Origin of the sequence: Halobellus rarus (assembly GCF_024494595.1) — an archaeon.
GTDB lineage: Archaea > Halobacteriota > Halobacteria > Halobacteriales > Haloferacaceae > Haloquadratum > Haloquadratum rarum.
The window spans coordinates 100,832-122,257 of record NZ_JANHDI010000014.1; the positions used below are offsets into that span (position 1 = coordinate 100,832).

Below are 21,426 nucleotides of genomic sequence, written 5' to 3' on the forward strand. Positions count from 1 at the left end.
CCCCACTGTCCCTGTGACCCGGTACCGCAACCTGCTCTTATTCGTCCTCCTGGCCGCCGCGTGGGGGTCGGCGTTCATGGCGATCAAGGCCGGCCTCGCGTACATCCCGCCGGTCCTCTTCGCGGCGCTCCGGTACGACATCGCCGGGGTGCTGATGCTCGCGTACGCCCTTTACGCCACCGACGACCCGCTCCCGCGGACGCGGGGACAGTGGACGCTCGTCGGCATCGGGGCGACGCTCCTCATCGCCGGCTACCACACGCTGCTCTTCATCGGCGAGACCGATCCGGCCGTCACGTCGGCCGCGGCGGCCGTCATCGTGAGTCTCAGCCCCGTCCTGACGACCGGCTTCGCCCGACTGTTCCTCCCCAAGGAGCGACTCACGGCCGTCGGAATCGCGGGCCTGCTTCTCGGCCTCGTCGGCGTCGTGATCCTGTCGAACCCCGATCCCCAGAACCTCCTGGCCGGCGGCGCCGTCGCGAAACTCCTGATCTTCGGGGCCGCCGCGGCGTTCGCGCTCGGGTCGGTGCTGACCCGTCGGGTCGAGGCCGAACTCCCGATCGAGACGATGGAGGCGTGGTCGATGGTGGGCGGCGCGCTCATCATGCACGTGGTGAGCCTCGGGATGGGCGAGTCCCTGGGGGACGTCGCCTGGACCGCCGAGTCGCTGGCGGCGCTCGCGTACCTCTCGGTCGTCGCGAGCGCGCTCGGCTTCCTCATCTACTTCGACCTGCTGGAGCGGCTCGGGGCGATCGAGATCAACCTCGTCTCCTACGTCGCGCCGGTCTCCGCCGCGCTCGCGGGATGGGCGGTCCTCGATGAGGTCCCGACCGTCTACACCGTCGTCGGCTTCTTCGTCATCTTCGTCGGATTCCTGCTCCTGAAGCGACGGGCGATCCGCGCGGAGGTGCCGCGGCTCCGGAAGATGGTGTCGCGGTCGTAGTCTCGGGGAAAGTCGGTCGAGCGGCCGGGCTGGGTCGAATAACTGCGGTCGAATGCTGAACGACGGTTACAGGTCGACGTCTTCGGTCGCGAACGCGCCCTCGTCGACCTCGGGGTCGTACTCCTCCACCGCCGTGAGGACCATCTCCAGGGTGGCTTTCGGACTCCAGCGCGCGGTGTTGACCGAGAGGTCGTAGAAGGACTGATCGGAGATGTCGATGTCGTAGTAGGACTTGTACCGACCGGCCTCGCTGACCTCGCGGACGCGCATCTCCGCCTCCATCTCTTCGCGATCGCGCGTCCTGTCGACGCGGACCTCGTCCGGGGCGTCGAGCCAGATGCGGAGGTCCGCGCGGTTGCCGGCGATCCACCCGGCGAGCCGCGATTCGAGGATGAACGGCTTGCTCGACGCGCCCCACTTCTCGGCGATCGTCCGGAGACGACGGTCCAGCGCGCGGTCGATCTCGTCGGTCTCGTCGGTCTTCGCGATGAGTTGCGAGAGCGACATATCCCGCTCCTCGGCGAGGTCGCGGAAGATGTCCCCGCCGGAGACGTACCCGCAGTCGAGCGCGGCCGAGAGCCCCTCACAGAGCGTCGTCGCACCGCACCCGGGCGGCCCCGAGACGGTGATGAAGAGGTTGCTGTCGACCGACCGCGCCGTCGGGACGTCGTCGTCTGTCATAGACGTTGAGGACTTACCACCGAACCACAAAAAGCCGCGGGACCTCGCGCCGCTTCGATGGATGAGAGCACGTCACGGACGACCGCGTCGCTGGCGTATGATCGAATCGGAACGACGCCTGCGAGCATCGATAACCGCCGTCGCCGGCGGCTCGGAACCGTCAGACGTTACGGCGCGGCGCGCGTGCGTCCGGTATGACCGACGACGAAGACGAGACGATCGAAGAAAACGCCGCGACCGACGAGGACTACGTTTCGGAACTCCGGCGGAACCGCGCGGAGAAGGACGACTTCTTCGGCTCCCATCCACAGTCGCCGATTCCGCCGGAACACCGCGACGGTTTCGACGGCCTGGATTACTTCGCGCCCGCACCGGAGCACCGCGTCGACGCGACCGTGGAGACGCACGCGGACCCGGAGCCGGTCCCGATGGAGACGACCGCGGACAACGAGGTTCGGTACGTCCGCGTCGTCACCTTCGAGTTCGGTCTCGCCGGCGGGACCCACCGGCTTCACGGCTACAAACAGCGCCCGGAAGACGAGGAGGAGCCCATCTTCGTCCCGTTCCGCGATAAGACCACCGGGCAGGAGACCTACCGCGGCGGCCGCTACCTCGAACTCCACCCGGCTGGAGAGCTCGACGACGGCGAGACGGTCACTCTCGACTTCAACCTCGCGTACACGCCGTTCTGCGCGTTCAGCGAGACGTTCGAGTGCCCGCTGCCGCCGGAAGAGAACTGGTTAGAGGCGGCCGTCCGCGCCGGCGAGAAAAGCTGGCGGCCCTGAGCTCGGAACCGGCGTGAGAGGACCGCCGGCAGTGACCCGTGTTACCGAAAGTTCATAACAACGCTTCGACTACTTTCGGTAGATCCTCGATGGCCAACGAGTCCTCCTCCGACCGGGACGACCCGGTCTCCGAAGTCGAGTTCACCCTGCGTGGCTCGAAGTATCCGTTCGTCGCCCTCTCGGACGCCGAAAACTGCACGGTGGAACTCGTCGGGATGCTTCCCCGCGAGGGGGACCGGTACGCGGAGTTCTTCAACGTGAACGGCGCGGATCCCCAGCGCGTCCTCGCGCTCACCGAGGAGTACGAGACCGTCGAGTCATCGCTTCTCAGCTCCTACGACGACGTGTCGCTCTTCGAGTTCCTCGTCGCCGACGGCTGCCCGGCGCAGCGTCTCGGTGCCCTCGGCGGACTCCCGCGGACGGCCAGAGCGGCGGACGGCGAGGGCCGTCTCGTCGCGGAGGTCCCGGCGCAGTACGACACCAGGGCGGTCATCGAGGGGTTTCTCGACGCGTATCCCGACGCCGAACTGACCGGAATACGCGAAAAGGAGACCATCGAGCCGATGTTCAGCGGGGGGACGTATCAGCAGCTGCTGTCGACGCAGCTGACCGAAAAGCAGCGGGAGGTCATTCAGACCGCCTTCGAGGCGGGGTACTACGACTGGCCACGGGAGGCGACCGGCGAGGACGTCGCGGCGGAGCTCGAAATCGCCTCAGCGACGTTCTCCGAACAGATCCACGCCGCCGAGCGCAAGCTCCTCTCGGCGCTGTTCGCGGACGCCGAGTGAGGAACCGTCACCGCGGGGCGGACCGCGACACGACCGTCCGACCGTCCCCGTAAACGGCCACGTCGCACCCCTCGTACCGGAAAGTGACCGAGAGCCCGTCGGGTGCACGAGGACGCTCGGAGTCGCCCGTGATCAGGGCGTCGAGGGCGTCGGTGTCGACTACCTCGTACAGCGGTCGGAGTCGCGTCGGGTCCGTGTGGGTCGCTTCGGCGACCGCCTCGACGACGGTGTGAGAGGGAGATTCGCCGTCTGAATGCGTATAGACGACTTTGGGGCTGTCCCCCGCGCCGTCGACGCCGGAGCCGGTGCCCGCATCGTCGAGCGGCCGTGGGTCAGAGTGATTAGTCATAATGATCTAGACACCTCGTCCTTAGGACGGGAAGGATATAGGAAACGTCCCTACACATCGAGGGACCGGGAGCGATGGTCGGCCTATCTGGGGGACAGATGCCGGGCGAAAGGCGTTTGGTCCGGACGGACGACCTTCGGGTATGGACCCGCGAATCCGCGAGCACGCACGGACCGTCGCCGACCACTCCACGGGTATCGAATCCGGCGACCGCGTGGTGATCAGCGCGCCGGCGGCGGCCGAAGACCTGGTGGTCGCACTCCACGAGGAGTGCGCCGAGCGCGGGGCACACCCCGTCTCGATCAACAGCGACTCCCGGGCGACCCGGGCGTTCCTCCGGAACCACGACGGCGACTTCGAGACGCCGGAGCACCTGCTCGCGATGTACGAGGAGATGGACGTCTACGTCGCCGTCCGCGGGGACGTCAACGCCACCGAGACGTCGGACGTCGACCCCGAGCGCAACGCCGCCTACCGCCGCGCGATGAAGCCCGTCCTTCAGGAGCGACTCTCGAAGACGTGGAGCCTCACGCAGTACCCCACGTCGGGTAACGCGCAACTCGCGGGAATGAGCACGGAAGGCTACGAGGACTTCGTGTGGGACGCCGTCAGCCTCGATTGGGAGAAACAGCGCGAGCACCAAGAACAGATGGTCGAGATCCTCGACGACGCCGACGAGGTTCGAATCCGGTCGGGCGAGGAGACCGACGTCACGATGAGCCTCGCGGGCAACGAGACGCTCAACGACTTCGGCGAGGCGAACCTCCCGGGCGGCGAGGTGTTCACCGCGCCCGTCAGAGACGAGGTCGACGGCGAGGTCCACTTCGATATGCCGCTGTATCGCCAGGGTCGAGAGATCGAAGACGTGCGCGTCCGCTTCGAGGACGGCCGCGTCGAGTCCTACAGCGCCGGCCGCAACGAGGACGTGCTCGACGGCATCTTCGAGACCGACGAGGGCGCGCGCTACCTCGGCGAACTCGGCATCGGGATGAACCGCGCGATCGATCGGTTCACGTACAACATGCTCTTCGACGAGAAGATGGGCGACACCGTCCACATGGCCGTCGGCTCGGCGTACCCGGACACCGTCGGCGAGGAGAACGAGCGCAACGAGAGCGCCGAACACGTCGATATGATCGTCGATATGAGCGAGGACTCGGTGATCGAGGTCGACGGCGAGGTCGTCCAGCGCGACGGGACGTTCGTCTTCGAGGACGGCTTCGACGAGGCCTGAGCCGGCTTCGGCCTTCCGTTTCGCCTCCTACTCCCACGACAGTCCGGTCGTATTCTCCGGCGCGGCGAGCGGGCTCGTCGGCAGCCCCGGAGCCACCTCGGGGTCGTTGTAGCCGCCGGGGGCGACGTCGTTCGGCCCGTCGGGATAGCACAGCGACGCGAGCAGTTGGACGTGGTCGCGGCCGACGCCGAGTTCGAACTGCCCGCCGCCGTAGAGCGACACGCCACGGGCCTCGGCCCACTCGATCGTCTCGAACAGCGACTCGGCCGTGCCGAACCGCGAGGGTTTGATATTCAGCCACTCGGGCTCGAAGGGCAGCTCTTCGACGGATTCGACGCCCGTGATCGGATAGTCCCACGAGACTCGGTCCTCCTCACCGTCGAAGAGCGGGCGCGTCTCGTCGGTCAGTCCCGGATCTTCGATGACGGCGTCGGGGAACGCCGAGAGCAGCCGCTCGTAGAGGTCCGGATCCGGATCGGCGTCGACCTCGGTGCCCTCGTAGAGCCCCTTCAGGTCCAGAATGCGGACCGCCTCGGTCGCCGCGACGGCGTCGACGACGTCCGCGTCCCAGTCGGGCGTCGGGTCCAGTTTGAACTCGGTGCCGGGGTAGGCGTCCAGGACCGCGTCGAGCCGATCGGTCGTCGGCGGGTCGCCGAGTCGCATCGAGGCGACGAAGCGGACCGGCTCGGCGTCGCGGTCGACAACCGCCGAGAGCGACAGGCCGTTCTGCCGGAGCGCGAGATCCAGCGCCGCCGACTCGACCGCCCAGCGGCGATAGTGCCGCGCCGTCTCGCGCTCGGGAGCCTTCGTCGGGAACAGGTCGATCTCGTCGAGGCGGGACGAAAACTCGGCGAACGTGTACTCGCCGGCGAAATCGAACGCCGGCGCGTCCGCGAGGGCGTCGTGATCTTCGGTGTCGTAGGTGACGTCCTCGCCGCGGCCGGTGTGAACTGATCCACTCGTTCCGGCGTCCGCCGACGCCGGCCCGGAGAGATGAAACGTGGTCGTCGTCCGGACGAACCCGCTGGAGGTGTCGCGCTCGCGTCGGGTCCGCTCGGCCGATTCGATCGAGAGGGGGAGGTCGGCGACGGCGTCGAAGAGGTCGCTCATCGGAAAACCGGTTCGCGCGTCACGGGGAAAAACGTGTGCGTCGACGTCCAGGACGGCAGTCGTCGGGTTCGGAATCTCGGGCATCAGTCGTCGACGCCGAGGGCGACGGGCCGTCAGTCTCGACTGCCGTCGACCCGCAGCTCCAACTTCTTCACGCGCGTCGCGAGCGCGAAGAACGTCGCGACGAACGTGAGCACGACCGCGCCGGCGGCCGCGAGCTGAAGCACCGTCGTCCCGCCGCCGATCCCGACGACCGTCGCGTCCGCGAGCGGCAGCGAGGTGTGGTGCGGATCGCCGACGATCGGGACGAAGTAGTCGACGACGTCGTTGAGGCCGTACCACGCGAGCGCGACGGCGACGGCGCGGACCGGGAACTCGGAGATCCTGTGGAGGACGAACGCCTGAACGACCATCGCGAGGTGGCTCACGAACAGGAAGACGTAGAGCGGTAGCCACGTCGTCTGCAGGAAGGCCTCCGAAAACACCGTGAGGACGTACGGCGTCCACAGCCCGAGCTTCCAGCAGCCGAAGAAGGCCAACGCCGCGAGGTACTCGTTCGTCCGACCGAGCTTCCAACTGGCGAAGGCCAGGGCGATGAAGAGCGTCGCCATCGGGCTGTCGGGGACGAACGGCCACATCGCGACCGGTTCCGCGGCGAACTGCCAGGTGATGAGCGGATCCGACAGCGGCAGGGGGTGAAAGCCGTAGTACCAGAAGCCGAACGCGGTCCCGAGGAGGTTGATCGCGACGACGAGCCAGGCGAAGCGGAGGCCGACGTTTTCGAGCCACGTCGGCAGCGGTGCGAGCCACCGCGGGAGGTCGTCGGCGGTCGGGAGCCCGTCGCCCGAGACGAGGTCGTGGAGTACCGAAGACGACGCGCGGGACGGTTCCATACCCGACGCTCGAATCCAGGCGAAAAAGCGGTGGCGGTTCCGGTAGCGAAGGGGGAGACCCCTGACCGGGACGGACTCCCGTCGACCGCCGCGACCGAGACCCGTCTCTGGCGAATCCATCGGCGGCTCGCGACCGCCGAACGCCACGCCGACGGCGTGACTCAACGGTTTAAGTACGTTCGACCGTAATCGAGAGATATGCCCGAGGAGACCGATCTGACCGAACTCCGACGCGGGACCGACCTCGTCAAGCGCGGGTTCGCGCAGATGCAGAAGGGCGGCGTCATCATGGACGTCGTCGACGCCGAACAAGCGAGAATCGCCGAGGAAGCCGGCGCGGTCGCGGTGATGGCGCTCGAAGCCGTCCCCGCGGACATCCGAAAGCGCGGCGGCGTCGCGCGGATGGCCGATCCCGCGGACGTCAAGGAGATCGTCGAATCGGTCTCGATCCCGGTGATGGGGAAGTCCCGCATCGGTCACACGAAGGAGGCGCAGATCCTCCAGTCGGTCGGCGTCGATATGATCGACGAGAGCGAGGTGCTCACGCCCGCCGACGAGCGCTACCACATCGACAAGCGCGACTTCACCGCGCCGTTCGTCTGCGGCGCGCGCAACCTTGGCGAGGCGCTCCGTCGGATCGACGAGGGCGCGGCGATGATCCGGACGAAAGGCGAGGCCGGAACCGGCGACGTGAACCAGGCCGTCCACCACCAGCGCAACATCAAGGGCGCGATCCGCGAACTCGAAGGGAAGACCCACGAGGAGCGCGAGAAGTGGGCTCGAGAGAACGAGGCCCCCGCCGAACTCGTCCACGAGACCGCCGAGATGGGCCGTCTCCCCGTCGTGAACTTCGCCGCCGGCGGCATCGCGACGCCCGCCGACGCGGCGCTGATGATGCACCACGAGTGCGACGGTATCTTCGTCGGCTCCGGTATCTTCGGCGCGGAGAACCCGCCGGAGATGGGCGAGGCCATCGTCGAGGCCGTCAACAACTGGGACGACCCCGACGAACTCGCCGAGATCGCCTCGAACCTCGGCAAGGGGATGAAAGGCGAATCCAACACGGACCTCCCCGAAGAGGAGAAACTGCAGGGCCGCGGCGTCTAGGCCGGCGAATCCACCGTTTTTACTGAATTCCGCGGGTCCGTATCACGCGATAGCCAGACGTAGCGCGTCGGCTGAGAGACCGAAGCGGGAGGCGGAACGAAAGAAAACGCGGAGATCGACCAACCGGACGGGAACCGATCAGTACAGCGTCGCGCCCTGACTCACGCGTGTCTGGTACGCCCGGGACTCGACGCCGGCGTCCGCGAAGGCGTCGACCATCGCCGCGGCCACGTGTCGGCGGTTCGAGTCTCGACACGGCGCGATGACGGCCGGGCCGGCCCCGGAGACGGTGACGCCCGCCGCGCCCGCCTCGAGCGCCGCCTCGCGGACGGCGTCGTAGCCGGTGATGAGTTCCGCGCGGGCGGGCGTGACGACGCGCTCGTCCATCCCGAGCCCCACCAGTTCGGGATCGTCGCGGCACATCCCGACCGCGAGCGTCGCCGCCGAGCCGACGGTGTGGACGACGTCCTCCATCGACGCCGAGGTGGGGACGACGCCGCGGGCGTCGCGGGTCGAGACGGCGATCTCCGGGAGACAGGCCACCAGCGGGATCGAGGCGTCGACGGCGGTGACCGCGTCGCCGCGGGCGACGGTGAATCCGCCGAGCAGCGCCGGGGCCACGTTGTCGGCGTGGGCCTCGCCGGAGACGACCGCCTCGCCCTCGGCGGCGACCGGGACGAGTTCCTCCCTGGAGAGGCCCCGGTCGTAGAGGGCGTTCAACGCGACGGCCGCCCCGGCCGAGCTGGCCGCGGAGGAGCCGAGTCCAGACGAGGGGCGAACCCCCTTGTCGATCTTGATGTGTGCGGGGGCGTCGAGCGCCTCCGCGACGGCACCGACGACGTTCTTCTCGGGGTCTTCGGGGATGTACTGGCTCCCGACGCCGGTCATCTCGATGGTCGTCCGATCGGCCTTCTCGACGCGGACGACGTCGGTGGGGCGGTCGAGGGCGACGCCGAAGACGTCGAATCCGCTTCCGAGATTCGCGCTCGTCGCCGGGGCCCTGACCGTCTGCATACGCGTCAGGTTGCCCAACGAGGGTAAAAAGGTAGCGAACGACGGTACCGTGGAACTCGTTCGAGCGAGTCGGGAGCGTCGGAACGGAAAGCACTTTCCGGCCAGTCGAGTAGGGGGCGTATGATCGGCGTCGTCGGCGGCGGGATCGCGGGACTCGCGGCCGCCTATCGGTTGCAACGGCACGGCCACGACGTGCGAGTCTTCGAGGCCGCAGACCAGTTGGGCGGCCTCGCGGCCACGTACGAGACCCGCGGTGACGACATCGAGAAGTTCTATCACCACCTCTCGAAATCGGAGGAGACGATCGTCGAACTCGCCGAAGAGCTGGGGCTCGGTGATCGGATCGAGTGGCGCGTCGGGACCAACGGCTACTACGTCGACGGCGTCGTCCACCCGCTCGATACCCCGTGGGAGATCCTCGCGTACCCGCACATGAGCCTCTACGACAAGTTCAGGCTGGGGATGCTCACCCAGGGGATCGACGTGCGCGGGCTCGTCCCCGACTTCGACGCCTACGACGACCTCTCCGAGTACGAGCACGTCACGGTCCGGGAGTTCGTCGAGGAACACACGACGAAGAGCGTCTACGAGAACTTCGTCGATCCGCTCCTCGACGGCAAGTACGGGGACAGAAAGGACGACATCTCGGCGGCCTGGTTCCTCGGCCGCGTTCGGTTCCGCGGGGAGCGGGACCTCCTCCGCGGGGAGATCCTCGGCTACTTCGACGGCGGGTTCGGCGTCCTGCTCGACGCCCTCGTCGACGCCGTCGGGCGGGAGAACATCGCGACCGACGCGCCCGTGACGGACCTCACCGTGGCGGACGGGCGGGTGCAGTCGCTGACAGTCGGACGCGACGGCAAACAAGAGTCACACGACGTCGACGCCGCCGTCGTCGCGACGATGCCGAACGTCCTGGAGTCGCTGACGGGCTTCCCCTGCGAGATCGACTTCCAGGGGGCGATCTGCGGGCTCCTCACGATGGAGGAGTCGCTGCTCGACACCTACTGGCTGAACGTCGCGCACGACGCCCCTTTCGGCGCGCTCGTCGAACACACGAACTTCGTCGAGCGGGAGCGCTACGGCGGCGATCACCTCCTCTACGTCGCCGCGTACGTCCAGGATAGCGAGGAAGACCTGTGGCGGATGGACGACGACGAGGTGAGAGAGACGTGGCTCGACGAGATCGAATCGATGTTCCCCGACTTCGATCGGTCCGCGGTCACCGAGTGTCGGGTCGCGCGCAACCCCCGGGCCGCGCCGATCTACGAGCGCGGCTACCTCGATCTCGTGGTTCCGTACCACCTCGACGAGGCGGTCGGCGAGGGCGTCTACTACGCCGGGATGGCCTCGGAGGCACAGTACCCCGAGCGATCGCTCAACGGGGGAATCGTCGCCGGTTACGAGGTGGCCGACCGGATCGAGGCGTCGGGGGAAGCCGACGACGAAACTGAGCCCGAATCGGCGACCGGATTCGAGTTCGAGGACTGAAGGAAGTCCGACGATGTTCCGAGAGCGCGTTCGAACTCAGGCCTCGGTCTCGTCGGCGTCGCTCTCGGCGTCGACGTCCTGGAGGCCGGGCGCGATCTCGACGTCGACGTCCTCGGGTTCCTCGCGGCCGCCGACGCGGACCTCGCCGTCGTCGCCCTCGACGTAGACGTCGTCGGCGAAGCCGCCCTCGGCGTGGGGGTGCTCCGGATCGTCGAGGCGCTCCGGCGTCGCCGGCGCGTCCGGGATCTCCTTCGTCCGGAAGTTCCCCAGCGGGTTCGCGATGTCGATGTCGTAGCGCTCGAAGAATTCTTCGTAGCGCTCGTAGTGCGTCTCCAGTTCCTCGACCGGGAACTCCATCATCTCCGTCCAGCCGTGGTTGTAGAAGTCGAAATTCGCCTGTACGTGCGTGATCTCTCTGGCCTCCGCCTCGGTGAACCCCTCTTCGAGCGCGCGGACGTACGTGTCGAACGTCAACTCGAAGAACGTCGCCATATGCGGCTCGCGCTCCTCGCGGTGGTCTGGATCGGCCTTTTCGCCGAACACGCGGACGTGGAGGTCGACGAGTTTGTCCGTCGCGATGTCGCCGACGACCGGCATCGTCAGCGCCTTCTTCGCCGCGAAGTGGCGGATGTTCTGGCGGAGTTTCATCGAGTCGGCGTTGGGACCGGGCGAACTTGAATGACACGCGTTCACTACCGATGCTGAGCGGCGAAGTCCGCCACGGCTGGGAACACTTCGGAAGCCCCCGCGGTCTCGACTCGGTGCGCTCGCTGTGCTCCTCGTCGTTCGCTCCGCTCACTCCTGCGGTGCTTGCGTCGCGCGCCTTCGCCGTCACTTCGCTCCGCTCGTGACGAGCCATCCACTCGCTTCGCTCGTGGAGACGCCGAGACCGCGGCCCGTTCCATTCCCGCCCGGCAGTTCTCCGGGGCCATCGCCTTCCGAAGGCGTTCTGCATCGTAAAGCCGACGCTGTCTCGTGGGCGAACAGTCGGCACACCGCCCGCGACGACGTCCTCGCAGCGCCGTCGTCCGTGTCCCGCGTCGACGTGCCGAGCAACCGCGACCCGACGCGGGCCGTCGTCAGATCACGGGGGCTCTGGCCGCGGGTTCGTATATAAACCTACGTCCGGTCGAGAAACGTCGAGAGATCGAAAAAACAGTCAGTCAGCCGTCGTCCCTATCGTCTCAGTCGTCCGAGCGCGCGCCCCACTGCTCGACGCGGCGCGGGCGGTCGGAGACGGCCTCGACGTCGATGGGATCGTCCTTGGTGTCGAGCGCTTCGAGTGCGGCGAACGCGGAGGCGGTCGTCGAGAAGTACGTGATCTCCTCCTCGACGCACACCTCCAGCGCGTCGCGGTCGCGGGAGACGACCAGATCGACCTCACCGGCGCGGATCGCCGTGACGAGTGCGTCCTCGTCGTCGAACGTCGCGAGATCGAAGTGCGTGTCGTAGCCGGCGCGGAGCGCCTTCCCGTCCTCGCTCTCGGGTTCGGGGAACTCGTCGGCCGAGAGGTCGACCCACGCGGTACCGGACTCGGGGATCGGCTTGCCCGTCGCGTCCTGGGCCTTGTCGTAGGCCTTTCCGAAGGTGGAAGCCGTGCCCATCACTTCGCCGGTGGACTTCATCTCCGGGCCGAGACGCGGGTCCGAACCGGGCAGGCGGTCGAACGGCAGAACGACCTCCTTGACGCTGACGTCGCCGGGGATCTTCTCGTCGACGTCGAGGTCGTCGAGCGTCTCGCCGGCCATCACTTTCGCCGCGAGCTTCGCGATCGGGACGTCCGTCGCCTTCGAGACGAACGGGACCGTCCGCGAGGAGCGCGGGTTGGCTTCCAGCACGTACACCTCTCCGTCCTTCACGGCCAACTGGACGTTCAAGAGGCCGACCGTGTCGAGCGCGGTCGCGATGTCTTCTGTGACCTCGCGGACGCGGGCCAGCGTTTCGTTGTCCAGCGAACGCGGCGGGATCATACACGCGGAGTCGCCGGAGTGGACGCCCGCGCTCTCGACGTGTTCCATCACGCCGCCGATGATCGCGCGCTCGCCGTCGGAGACGGCGTCGACGTCGAGTTCGATCGCGTCGGCGAGGAACTGGTCGATGAGGATCGGTTTGTCGGGAGAGACGCGGACGGCCTCCTCGATGTACTCCTTCAGCTCCTCGTCGGAGTGGACGACCTGCATCGCGCGGCCACCCAGCACGTAGGAGGGGCGAACGAGCACGGGGTAGCCGATCTCGTTGGCCAGGTCCAGCGCCTCTCGTTCGCTCGTCGCGGAGCCGCCCTCCGGCTGGAGGATGCCGAGGTCGTCCATCAGGCGGTTGAAGCGGTCGCGGTCCTCCGCGAGGTCCATCGCGTCGACGCTCGTGCCGAGGATCTCGCAGTCGAGGCCGCGGCGGTCGATCTCGGACTTCAGCGGGTGGCCGATGTTGACCGAGGTCTGTCCGCCGAACTGCACCATCACGCCGTCGGCGTCGGCGGCCTCGACGACGTCTGCGACCTCTTCTGCGGTGATGGGCTCGAAGAAGAGCCCGTCGGAGGTGTCGTAGTCGGTGGAGACAGTCTCGGGGTTGTTGTTCACGACGTGGGCGTCGATGCCCATCTCACGCAGCGCCTGGACGGCGTGAACCGAGCAGTAGTCGAACTCGACGCCCTGCCCGATGCGGATCGGGCCGCCGCCGACGACGACGACGCTCTCGACGTCGCGGTCGACGCGGAGCTCGCCCGCGGCGGCGTCGCCCTCGTAGGGACCCGAGTAGAACTCGGGCTTGCGCGAGGAGTAGTAATAGGGCGTCTGGGCGGCGAACTCGCCGGCGCAGGTGTCGACCTGCTTGTACGTGCGGCCGGGGACGTCAGTCTCGATCTCGCTGACCGTGGCACCCGTCGAAGCTGCGATCTCGGCGTTCGTGACGCCGGCGGTCGCGGCGGTCGTGAAGTCGCCCTCCTGAGCGGCGTCCATCGCCTCTGAGACGCGCTGGTAGCGTTCGAGGTACCACTCCTTGATGCCGGTCAGTTCCTGGACGTCCTCGACGGAGTAGCCGCGGTCGAACGCCTCGAAGATGGCGTACGTTCTATCGGGCGTCGGCCGTTCGAGCAGCTCCGTTTCGAGGACCTCGTCGGAGACCGCCTCGACGTCGGTCGCGGGCTCGTACTCCGTCGAGCGGATCGCCTTCAGCATCGACTCCTCGAACGTCCGCCCGATGGCCATCGCCTCGCCGGTCGACTTCATCGCCGTCGAGAGCGTGAAGTCGACGTCGTCGAACTTGTCCTTGGGCCACCGCGGGATCTTCGTGACCACGTAGTCGATCGCGGGCTCGAACGCCGCGGTCGTCTCGCCGGTGATCTCGTTCTCGATCTCGTGGAGGCGCTTGCCGAGTGCGACCTTCGCGGTCACGCGGGCGATCGGGTAACCGGTCGCCTTCGAGGCCAGCGCAGAGGAACGGGAGACGCGGGGGTTCACTTCGACCACGCGGTACTCGCCGCCGGGCGTGCCGTCGTCGTGCCAGGCGAATTGGATGTTACAGCCGCCCTGGATCCCGAGTTCGCGGATCACTTCGAGCGCGGCGTCGCGCATCTCCTGGTGGCCCTCGTCGGGGATGACCTGCGAGGGCGTGACCACGATGGACTCGCCGGTGTGGATGCCCATCGGGTCGATGTTCTCCATGTTGCAGATGATGATGCAGGAGTCGTCGGCGTCGCGCATCACCTCGTACTCGAGTTCGACCCAGCCCGAGATGGACTCGGTGATGAGCACCTCGCTGTTGCGCGAGAGGCGGAGGCCCTTGCGCACGCGCTCGTACAGTTCCTCCTTCTCGTGGACGACGCCCGACCCCGACCCGCCGAGGGTGTAGGTCGTCCGCGCGATCACCGGGAGGCCGCCGACCGCCTCGACGGCGTCGTCGACGCGGTCGCGGAGGTCGTCTTCGGTCAGACTCTGGACCTCCTCGTCGTCGTCGAGCACGATGGTCGTCGATTCGGGGACGGGCTGGCCGATGTTCTCCATCCGCTGGCGGAAGAGGTCGCGGTCCTCCGTGGCGTAGATGGTGTCCAGCGGCGTGCCCATAATCTCGACGTCGTGCTCCTCGAGGATGCCCTGCTCTGCGAGTTCGGCCGTGACGTTCAGGCCGGTCTGTCCGCCCAGTCCGGCGATCACGCCGTCCGGCTGTTCCTCGCGGATGATCTCGGCGATCGCTTCCGGGGTGATCGGCTCGATGTAGACCCGGTCTGCCATCTCCGGGTCGGTCATGATCGTCGCCGGGTTCGAGTTGACGAGGACGACTCGCGCCCCCTCCTCCTGGAGCGCTCGGCAGGCCTGCGCGCCGGAGTAGTCGAACTCGGCCGCCTGTCCGATCTGAATGGGTCCGCTGCCGATGAGCAGTATCGTCCGGTCTTCGGACGCTGCCGCACCGTCTGTCGAGGTGTCCTCGTCAGTCATCACGCTGTTGAAGTCCGTACATCGTAATAAGCCCGGCGAAATACTACGAGATGCGAAAAGCCATTTCGAAATTCGTAACGTCTCGCCACGGAGCCTCACTCGACGAACCGGTACCGGTAGGGGCTTCCCTCGACGACGTCGATCGGACCGCCTCGTTCTTCGATCTGTCCGAGAACGGTCGCGACCCTGTAGGTCGTCTCGAAAGCGTCGACGTCGCGTTCGCGGAGTCGATCCAGAATTTCGCGGGCGGTTATGGGCTCCTCCGCGTCCTCGAGGACGTCGAGAAGCTGCTCGAACCCGGGTGGCCGGGTCGCGATCATACTCGCGGTGACGCGCCGGCGACGCTTAGGTTTCAGTGCGACAGGCGTCGGACGGGCGGGAGCGGCGGGCGGAAAACCGGTCGATGCGGAGAGAACGAGCGTGACGCCGTCCCGCTCAAGCGTACACGTCGTCTTCGGACAGATCCCGCTCCGCGCGGTATTCGGCGACGAACTCGCTCACGTCGAAATCGAGCATCTGCCGTTCGAACTCCGAGACGGCATCGTCGTCGTCGGCGTGACTGACGGCGTGTTCCATCAGTTCGACGACGAGTTCGACGACGATCTCGTGTAGCCGTCGCGAATCGAAGTCGGTCACCCAGAGGATCCCCGCGCCGACGTCGCCGTCGTCGCTCACGTCGGCGGAGACCACCCGCTGGGGAAACTCTTCGAGGACGATGCCCATCAGATGCGCCGTCCCGAACTCCGGCATCTCCTCGCTGGTCGTCGAGACGGCGTCGCGAAGCACCGAGACGAGGAATTCGGGAACGAACCGCTCCGGAGGATGGACGTCCATCACGACCGCGTGTGCGTCTCCGCAGGAACACTCGAACTCCCGCATTCCCAGATCGAGCGAGCGGACGGATCTGGTCTCGCCACACGGCAGATCGAGCGTCTCACCGCCGTCGCCCGGAACCTGCGGTTGTGCCATAGATTCAGTTGTCGGCGGCAGTGGTTAAACGTCGCGCTCTCGGGTCAGCGTCGCGTTCCCGCCGCGTCACTCGCTCGCGGTCGCGTACAGCAGGGGGCCGACGACGAGGAGCGCCAGACCGAGAAAGAGGTAGTGAACCGGCACGAGCGACTGCGGCGTCAACGCGAAGATCAGCCCGAACGCCATCGTGTTGAGCGCGAGGAGCTTCTGCGATTTCAGGGGGAGCACGCCCACTGTCGCGAACACGAAGACGAGCAGGAGCGCCTGCCCGACGTTGTAGTTGAGCAGGAAACTGTCGACGAGCTGTAGGGGGAGCATCCTTGTCCGGAGTTTCGGCGCGAATCGAGTATTAAAGTTCCGTTCTTCGTGGGTGATCCCACCCCTGTCCGAGGGGGTGGCAGTCAGTTCGGCCCGGTGATGTCCATCGGGCGGATCCAACCGTACCAGATCGCGAAGATCATCCCACCGTATCCGAGCATGAATACGAGCGCGCCGAGGTCGTTGTAGCCGAGCTCGCCGAGCAGTCGGCGCACGATACCCGAGCCCGCGATACCGACCACGAGGATCGCTGCCAGCAGGAGTTTGTCACGGCTCAACTCGAAGAGGCGCTCCTCCCCGTCGTGTTCGCTCCGCGTGTCGTCGCTCATTGCTCGAGTCTTTGACCTGCAGCATCCTCACCCTGTCGGAACGCGGTTATCGCGCGGCGGCGGCGGTGAGATAACGCACCCACGACTGGGTACGTCGGATAGAGCAGCTGCTCTCAGTATATGAGTCGTCGAAGGTTAGGTGGCTGGGGAGTTGTGGGGCCCCAACCACGGACGGCCAGAGACCGTCCGTGTGGAAGGTGGGCCAACACGGTTTTGGCCGTTTCACCAACTCGTGCCGCCATATTTGAACCGTTTCGGGACATCAGATATCGTCCGGAATGTGTTTCTGGCGGCGGCGCGCGCGCTCCCGATTCCCCGCCTTGTCGTAGTGCTGTTCCAGCACGTCCTCGGACGCGTCCCCGCGATCACTGATCACGGGGCGCGGCGTCCCAGCAGTCCGGTGCGCTGTCACGCTCCCGGTCCGAATCTGGTGCGGCGAACGGGACGACGGGCACTTACTCGCCTCACCCCCACCACTCGCCTCGCACTCGTCGATGTCGCGATCGTGCGGACACCCGTCGTTGATCTCGCACGGGCGCGTGACATCGTACATCCAGGATTGGATCGTCGAGACGACCGGACGGCCGTGGGTCGTCGTGATTAACGGTGATCGACCTTCGTCGTCGACGATCCCGATGCGCGGGCCGTCGATGTAGTCTTGGACCACCTCGGCGACCCAGTCCTTCAGAATCACGTCACGTTCACCGCTAACCCCGTTTTTCAGCGGCGTCTCCGGCGGTCGGTGTCTAAACGATAACGCTCCGTCTTCCGGATCCCAATCCTCCAGATCGAGCGCTCGGATTCCCCCGCGCCGCGCTGGAACGCGCCACGCTAACAGAAGCGAGACGTGCTTCCGACTGGCGTACTCGTACCGACGGAGGTAATCAAGAATCGCTTTCATCCGTTCGGAGGAGATCTTCGTGTCGTCGCTCTGCTCGTCCTTCGACGGCGACGGGACACGGATCCGATCCGGAAGCGTCTCCGGAACGCCTCGAAGGTCGGCGACGCGGAGCAGGAACTGTTTCAGCGTCGAGACCTGCCCCTGCATCGTCATAATGTTACACGGATCACGATCGCCGTTGTCCTCGCGCTTCCAGACGCGCCACTGGTGGACTGTCCGAACGTCGACATCGTTCATATTCGAGATTCCCTGCTCTTCGAGCCAGTCGGTGAACGTCCGGAGGCGGTACTCGTGATCGCGAAGCGTCGCCGCGGCCAGCTCGCCGCGACGCTCGTCCAGGTAGATGTCGAGAGCGGCCTCCGGCGTGATCGGCTCCAGGTCCTCAACACTCACGCGGATCACCTCCGATCTCCGCGTACTCGACAGCGTGACCCGTGCGCTTCCGGTGGAGAACCTCGTTCACGGCCGCGAGCACGCGATCGTCCTCGACGACGTCCTCGTGGTCGCACCCGTGACAGACGACGTGATAGACGACGTCTCCGGGACTATCTTGTCCGCCGTCAGTCACCAGCCGTTGCTGTTCAGACTCTCCTCCACCTGAAGTTGGACCCGACCAGTGATTCACTTGATTTATCACAGTCCGTTTCTGGGTGAATGCGGGTATTGATGAGCTGTCAGCGCGACTATTCAGTCGGGAGTGTGCCTCTGGCAAAACGACTGCGGCGGGATATGCCTCCCACACATTCCTTTGATAAAACGAACACTCCGTGTTACCTACACACTGAGCGGTAGCTCCTCCAGGTCTCGAACTTTCGTCTTCTGATACGTTCGATCCGCCGTCGGTGACGAGCCGACTCTGTTCCGCGCTCTCGGTCTTAACGCGCTCGGAGAGCCATCCCATCTGCTCGCCGATTCCACCGAGATCGTTCGTCTGAAGCGGGAACGTGACGGTCGGATCGATACCCGAAGAGAACGACTCTCGCTCTCGAAGCGGGTCGAGGTAGCTCCGCCCCGCGAGGACGATGATCTCCTCGATCTCGACGCCCTTCCCGACCTCGTTCGCGATCCAGTCGATCAGCGACATCCCGACCGTATGCGCGAGCGCGTCAAGGCGGTCCTCGTCGAGGTCGTCGATGCTCGTCTCGTAGGGATCGAGTTCCCGATCGGGAGTGACGAGCGCGTGCTCCGCCGAGAGGATCAACCACTCGTCGCCGATCGTCTCGGCGTACTCGCGCTTCTTCGCGAAGTACGTCGACGTGTACAGGTCCGCGGCTCGCGTCGGTTCGTCGCGCTTGGCTGCACCGCACCCGACGATCACGAGCGTCTTCGAGTGGGTCACTGCGACCCCTCCGAGACACGATCGACCGCGTCGAGGTCGACCCGTTCGTCCAGATCCAGCGCCGCGTCTTCGACCCACCCGGCGAGACTCCGCCCGGATCGAGGCGGCGTCGGTTCCGCCGGCGGGTGATCGTGCAGCTCCGGGAGTCGATGGTCGAACGTCCGGATCAACTCCAGCAGCGCCGCGTTCTGGATCCGCTGCTGCTCTGCGATCTCCTCGAGGGCGTCGGCCTGGCGCTCCAGGGCGTTCAGTTCCTCGAAGGAGCCGCCGTCGGTAATGAGCCGTTTCTCTTGACCTGTGGCTTCTTGTGGACCGGGGTCGGTGTTTGATCCGATGTCTACTGAAGAAGACGCAGAACTACACAGTACTCGGAAAGTACGAGAGGACGGCTCTTCAGTGGTGGTCACGGTTCCGCCCGAAGCTGTCGAGAGATCCGGTATCGAGGTCGGTGAGCAGGTGATGATCGGAAGCGTCGAGGACGGACCCGTGACGCTGGTTCCTTGGAGCGAGGACGACATTCGCTCGATAGTCGGCTCCGAGTAGTCACGCGTCATCCACAGGCACCTCCGACACGAACTGTTCGCGGAGCGCCTCGCTCGTCGCTTCGACCGCCGACTCAACCCGCTCGCGCAGATCGTTTTGGACCTCATCCGGTAACTCGCTCGGATCGGTACCACCGTCGGTCTCGACACCGTCGCCGCGGTCGGCATCGTCGTTCCCTCCGTATACCACTTCAGCGTCTTCCGTATGCATCTCGAAGTTTTTCTTGATGGTCTCCGGGCCGTCCGATTCTTTGACGAATCGATGTGGCTCTCCAGTGATCTCTTCGGCGACACTCACGAGTTTTCGCATCGCGTCTTCGACGATCTCGACTTGGTGGGAGTCGGGACCGTGCCCCAGCATCGAAGCCTGATAGAGATGGGGCTCGTCGACGACATCCTCCTCGACGAGCAGGAGAGTGTGTTCTTCGCCGTTCTCTTCCCATTCACTCATCGCTGATCACCTCGACGTCGAGGAGTTCTCCGAGACGGGGCTGTCGATTCGTCGACCGTCCGCCGGTCGTCTTGATGACGATTCCCTCGTGGTGCTTCGCTTCGATATTCCAGACCTGAACGAAGACGTCGCCTTTCAGATCGCTCGTGAAACCGTACAGGGCGACGGCGTCGTGGTCGACGACGCGCGCCTCGATGCTCTGGTCGTTCGAGCTTCGCGTCGAATCGTAGGATAACCGAACCTGCGCGCCGGATTCGACCGCTTCGAGCCGCCCGAGGAGATCACGACGCTCCTCGACGTCGAGCCGCGTGAACGTCTCGGAACTACTCATCGCGCATCACCGTCCTCGATGGGCGCGAAGTTCTGCTGGGTCATCCCCGGCACCGGCAGATGGCCGTTCCGCTCGTAGCCGGCCTCCGTCAGCGCCTCGTCGATCTCCTCGACGTCCTGGTCGTCGGGTTCGCTCTCGATCACGAAGTGACCCGCGCGGTCGTCGTACTGCGCGATGCTCTCGACGTCGGCGTCGGGGATCGACGCGACGGCCTCGAACAGATCCTCGTCGACGTGCTCGGGAACGCCGCCGTCGCTGACGAGCTGCCCGTGGCCGCAGTTCGGACAGTAGACGCCCGTTCCCGGATCGATCTCCTCCGGAAGCTCCGACCCGCACTCGGCGCAGGTGGGTCGTCCGCCGTCTGTTTCGATGCGACCGCAGAGATGCGAGAAACACGTATCGCAGACGTTTCCACGGCGGCGCTCATCGCGGATTCGAGACGAACGGACCGGAAGCCCCGATCCTGGAAGCAGCGCGCCACAGAGCACGCTGCTCCGTTCTCCGGAGTCCGTGAACGCGGCCGTCGAAGCGTCAGTCTCGAAGTGGAGAACGCCGTTCGAGTCGTATCGGAGCCGCTCGATCTCGTTGGTATCGATTCGACACCGAGTTTCGGTACGCTCCGGCGCGCCGCCGTCGGTCAGTATTCGCCCACTTTCGTCCATTCGTTCACGGGCGCGGAATTCGCCCGCGGGCAGGAAGCCCGTCTCGTGGCCGCAGGGTTCCAGCGTACGCCGGCCGGGAGCGCGCGCCGAGATACCCGTGACGACCGCACCGCAGATCGGACACCGCGGACCGGTGACGGTCCACAGCTCCGGAGAACGCGCCGCCATCAGGCCTCACCTCTCGGAACGTACCGCGCGTCGATCTCCCCGAGTGGAGTCAGTCCGAAGTCCTCGGGCAGGTGCGAGGCGATGTGCGTGCTCGTGCGGACGCGGAGCGTGGAGAGCTTTCGCCCGCAGGCGGGACACCGGACCAGCCGGACGCGATTGCTCCGGCCGGCGGGATGCGCGATCGCCATCACGCGCCCTCCTCGTCGTCGCCGGCGAGCCACGCGCGGCGGGCCTCCAGGACGGCCTCGCCGTGCTCGGTCAGCGCGTACTCGTTCGTGCGCTTGTCGCGTGCTTCCTTCTCGACCAGCCCGTCGTCGACGAGGCGGTTGAGGTTCGGGTAGACGCGCCCGTGGTTCTGCGGTTCGCGGTAGTACGCCTCGATCTCGTTCTTCAACGCGACGCCCTTGCTGGGTCCGCGGCGGGCGATCGCCCAAAGCATATCGCGGGCGAACGCGGGGAGATCGGCGAAGATGTCGCCGTGGTTGTGGTATCGATTCGACTGGGTCTGTGGGCAATCGTTTTGGCCCTGGTTCGCTGATTCGCTCATGGGTCGATTGAAAATCCCTTGGACGGGATTCGACCCAACCCCGGCGT

At 66.3% G+C, this 21,426-nt stretch carries 25 protein-coding genes; 6 read left to right on the plus strand and 19 right to left on the minus strand.

Going from position 1 to position 21,426, the window contains the following annotated elements; genetic code table 11:
• Nucleotides 1-13: 13 nt before the first annotated feature.
• Nucleotides 14-943: a DMT family transporter gene (locus tag NO876_RS16240; protein WP_256422714.1), complete on the plus strand. Its 930-nt coding sequence runs from the start codon at nucleotides 14-16 to the stop codon at nucleotides 941-943.
• A 66-nt stretch (nucleotides 944-1,009) separates the two neighbouring features.
• Here the strand turns inward: NO876_RS16240 and cmk are convergent, their stop codons facing one another.
• Complete coding sequence (gene cmk / locus NO876_RS16245) at nucleotides 1,010-1,624, minus strand: (d)CMP kinase (protein WP_256422715.1); 615 nt, start codon at nucleotides 1,622-1,624, stop codon at nucleotides 1,010-1,012.
• Between the two features lie 194 nt (nucleotides 1,625-1,818).
• On the opposite strand from cmk, the gene NO876_RS16250 reads away from it, so the two are divergent.
• Together NO876_RS16250 and NO876_RS16255 are read left to right on the plus strand one after the other, a co-directional pair.
• A complete protein-coding gene (locus NO876_RS16250; protein ID WP_256422716.1) occupies nucleotides 1,819-2,409 on the plus strand; it encodes a DUF1684 domain-containing protein in 591 nt (196 codons plus the stop codon).
• An 89-nt stretch (nucleotides 2,410-2,498) separates the two neighbouring features.
• Nucleotides 2,499-3,197 (plus strand): helix-turn-helix domain-containing protein, encoded by a 699-nt coding sequence (locus NO876_RS16255; protein WP_256422717.1) that lies wholly within the window; start codon nucleotides 2,499-2,501, stop codon nucleotides 3,195-3,197.
• A gap of 7 nt (nucleotides 3,198-3,204) precedes the next feature.
• On the opposite strand, the gene ddfA is transcribed toward NO876_RS16255, so the two are convergent.
• Complete coding sequence (ddfA, locus tag NO876_RS16260) at nucleotides 3,205-3,546, minus strand: DdfA family disk-determining factor (RefSeq protein ID WP_256422718.1); 342 nt, start codon at nucleotides 3,544-3,546, stop codon at nucleotides 3,205-3,207.
• A 142-nt stretch (nucleotides 3,547-3,688) separates the two neighbouring features.
• Between ddfA and NO876_RS16265 the strand changes: the two genes are divergently transcribed.
• A complete protein-coding gene (locus NO876_RS16265; protein ID WP_256422719.1) occupies nucleotides 3,689-4,780 on the plus strand; it encodes an aminopeptidase in 1,092 nt (363 codons plus the stop codon).
• Nucleotides 4,781-4,807: 27 nt separating this feature from the next.
• On the opposite strand, the gene NO876_RS16270 is transcribed toward NO876_RS16265, so the two are convergent.
• Nucleotides 4,808-5,890 (minus strand): hypothetical protein, encoded by a 1,083-nt coding sequence (locus NO876_RS16270; protein WP_256422720.1) that lies wholly within the window; start codon nucleotides 5,888-5,890, stop codon nucleotides 4,808-4,810.
• A gap of 113 nt (nucleotides 5,891-6,003) precedes the next feature.
• Nucleotides 6,004-6,783: a DUF1405 domain-containing protein gene (locus NO876_RS16275; protein WP_256422721.1), complete on the minus strand. Its 780-nt coding sequence runs from the start codon at nucleotides 6,781-6,783 to the stop codon at nucleotides 6,004-6,006.
• 198 nt (nucleotides 6,784-6,981) lie between these two features.
• On the opposite strand from NO876_RS16275, the gene pdxS reads away from it, so the two are divergent.
• The gene (gene pdxS, locus NO876_RS16280; protein WP_256422722.1) at nucleotides 6,982-7,890 is read left to right on the plus strand and encodes a pyridoxal 5'-phosphate synthase lyase subunit PdxS; all 909 of its coding nucleotides are present in this window, start codon (nucleotides 6,982-6,984) and stop codon (nucleotides 7,888-7,890) included.
• Between the two features lie 138 nt (nucleotides 7,891-8,028).
• Here pdxS and NO876_RS16285 read toward each other — a convergent pair whose 3' ends face one another.
• On the minus strand, nucleotides 8,029-8,904 hold the full coding sequence (locus NO876_RS16285) for a homoserine kinase (RefSeq protein ID WP_256422723.1): 876 nt from the start codon (nucleotides 8,902-8,904) through the stop codon (nucleotides 8,029-8,031).
• Between the two features lie 120 nt (nucleotides 8,905-9,024).
• Between NO876_RS16285 and NO876_RS16290 the strand changes: the two genes are divergently transcribed.
• Nucleotides 9,025-10,392, plus strand: coding sequence for an NAD(P)/FAD-dependent oxidoreductase (locus NO876_RS16290; protein WP_256422724.1), 1,368 nt, complete (start codon nucleotides 9,025-9,027; stop codon nucleotides 10,390-10,392).
• A 36-nt stretch (nucleotides 10,393-10,428) separates the two neighbouring features.
• Here NO876_RS16290 and NO876_RS16295 read toward each other — a convergent pair whose 3' ends face one another.
• The 14 genes from NO876_RS16295 to NO876_RS16360 form a co-directional block, all read right to left on the minus strand.
• The gene (locus NO876_RS16295) at nucleotides 10,429-11,040 is read right to left on the minus strand and encodes a DUF6149 family protein (RefSeq protein ID WP_256422725.1); all 612 of its coding nucleotides are present in this window, start codon (nucleotides 11,038-11,040) and stop codon (nucleotides 10,429-10,431) included.
• 536 nt (nucleotides 11,041-11,576) lie between these two features.
• Nucleotides 11,577-14,822 (minus strand): carbamoyl-phosphate synthase large subunit, encoded by a 3,246-nt coding sequence (carB, locus tag NO876_RS16300; protein WP_256422726.1) that lies wholly within the window; start codon nucleotides 14,820-14,822, stop codon nucleotides 11,577-11,579.
• 95 nt (nucleotides 14,823-14,917) lie between these two features.
• The gene (locus NO876_RS16305) at nucleotides 14,918-15,142 is read right to left on the minus strand and encodes a helix-turn-helix domain-containing protein (protein ID WP_256422727.1); all 225 of its coding nucleotides are present in this window, start codon (nucleotides 15,140-15,142) and stop codon (nucleotides 14,918-14,920) included.
• A 115-nt stretch (nucleotides 15,143-15,257) separates the two neighbouring features.
• Nucleotides 15,258-15,791 (minus strand): DUF5815 family protein, encoded by a 534-nt coding sequence (locus NO876_RS16310; RefSeq protein WP_256422728.1) that lies wholly within the window; start codon nucleotides 15,789-15,791, stop codon nucleotides 15,258-15,260.
• A 66-nt stretch (nucleotides 15,792-15,857) separates the two neighbouring features.
• Nucleotides 15,858-16,109 carry a DUF8006 family protein gene (locus tag NO876_RS16315; RefSeq protein WP_256422729.1) on the minus strand — a complete coding sequence of 84 codons (252 nt, stop codon included), beginning with the start codon at nucleotides 16,107-16,109 and terminating at the stop codon, nucleotides 15,858-15,860.
• Between the two features lie 83 nt (nucleotides 16,110-16,192).
• Nucleotides 16,193-16,438 carry a DUF7996 family protein gene (locus NO876_RS16320; RefSeq protein WP_256422730.1) on the minus strand — a complete coding sequence of 82 codons (246 nt, stop codon included), beginning with the start codon at nucleotides 16,436-16,438 and terminating at the stop codon, nucleotides 16,193-16,195.
• A gap of 262 nt (nucleotides 16,439-16,700) precedes the next feature.
• The gene (locus tag NO876_RS16325; RefSeq protein WP_256422731.1) at nucleotides 16,701-17,732 is read right to left on the minus strand and encodes a tyrosine-type recombinase/integrase; all 1,032 of its coding nucleotides are present in this window, start codon (nucleotides 17,730-17,732) and stop codon (nucleotides 16,701-16,703) included.
• On the minus strand, nucleotides 17,722-18,678 hold the full coding sequence (locus tag NO876_RS16330; RefSeq protein WP_256422732.1) for a DUF6884 domain-containing protein: 957 nt from the start codon (nucleotides 18,676-18,678) through the stop codon (nucleotides 17,722-17,724). The genes NO876_RS16325 and NO876_RS16330 overlap by 11 nt, the downstream gene beginning before the upstream one ends.
• Nucleotides 18,675-19,232 (minus strand): hypothetical protein, encoded by a 558-nt coding sequence (locus tag NO876_RS16335; protein ID WP_256422733.1) that lies wholly within the window; start codon nucleotides 19,230-19,232, stop codon nucleotides 18,675-18,677. The genes NO876_RS16330 and NO876_RS16335 overlap by 4 nt, the downstream gene beginning before the upstream one ends.
• Nucleotides 19,222-19,671, minus strand: coding sequence for a hypothetical protein (locus NO876_RS16340; RefSeq protein ID WP_256422734.1), 450 nt, complete (start codon nucleotides 19,669-19,671; stop codon nucleotides 19,222-19,224). Before NO876_RS16340 ends, NO876_RS16335 begins: the two co-directional genes overlap by 11 nt.
• Nucleotides 19,664-20,002: a hypothetical protein gene (locus NO876_RS16345; protein WP_256422735.1), complete on the minus strand. Its 339-nt coding sequence runs from the start codon at nucleotides 20,000-20,002 to the stop codon at nucleotides 19,664-19,666. The genes NO876_RS16340 and NO876_RS16345 overlap by 8 nt, the downstream gene beginning before the upstream one ends.
• The gene (locus tag NO876_RS16350; protein WP_256422736.1) at nucleotides 19,999-20,832 is read right to left on the minus strand and encodes an Rpo12/RPC10 RNA polymerase subunit family protein; all 834 of its coding nucleotides are present in this window, start codon (nucleotides 20,830-20,832) and stop codon (nucleotides 19,999-20,001) included. The genes NO876_RS16345 and NO876_RS16350 overlap by 4 nt, the downstream gene beginning before the upstream one ends.
• The gene (locus NO876_RS16355; protein WP_256422737.1) at nucleotides 20,832-21,020 is read right to left on the minus strand and encodes a hypothetical protein; all 189 of its coding nucleotides are present in this window, start codon (nucleotides 21,018-21,020) and stop codon (nucleotides 20,832-20,834) included. Before NO876_RS16355 ends, NO876_RS16350 begins: the two co-directional genes overlap by 1 nt.
• Nucleotides 21,020-21,379: a PadR family transcriptional regulator gene (locus NO876_RS16360; protein WP_345780771.1), complete on the minus strand. Its 360-nt coding sequence runs from the start codon at nucleotides 21,377-21,379 to the stop codon at nucleotides 21,020-21,022. The genes NO876_RS16355 and NO876_RS16360 overlap by 1 nt, the downstream gene beginning before the upstream one ends.
• Nucleotides 21,380-21,426 lie beyond the last annotated feature (47 nt).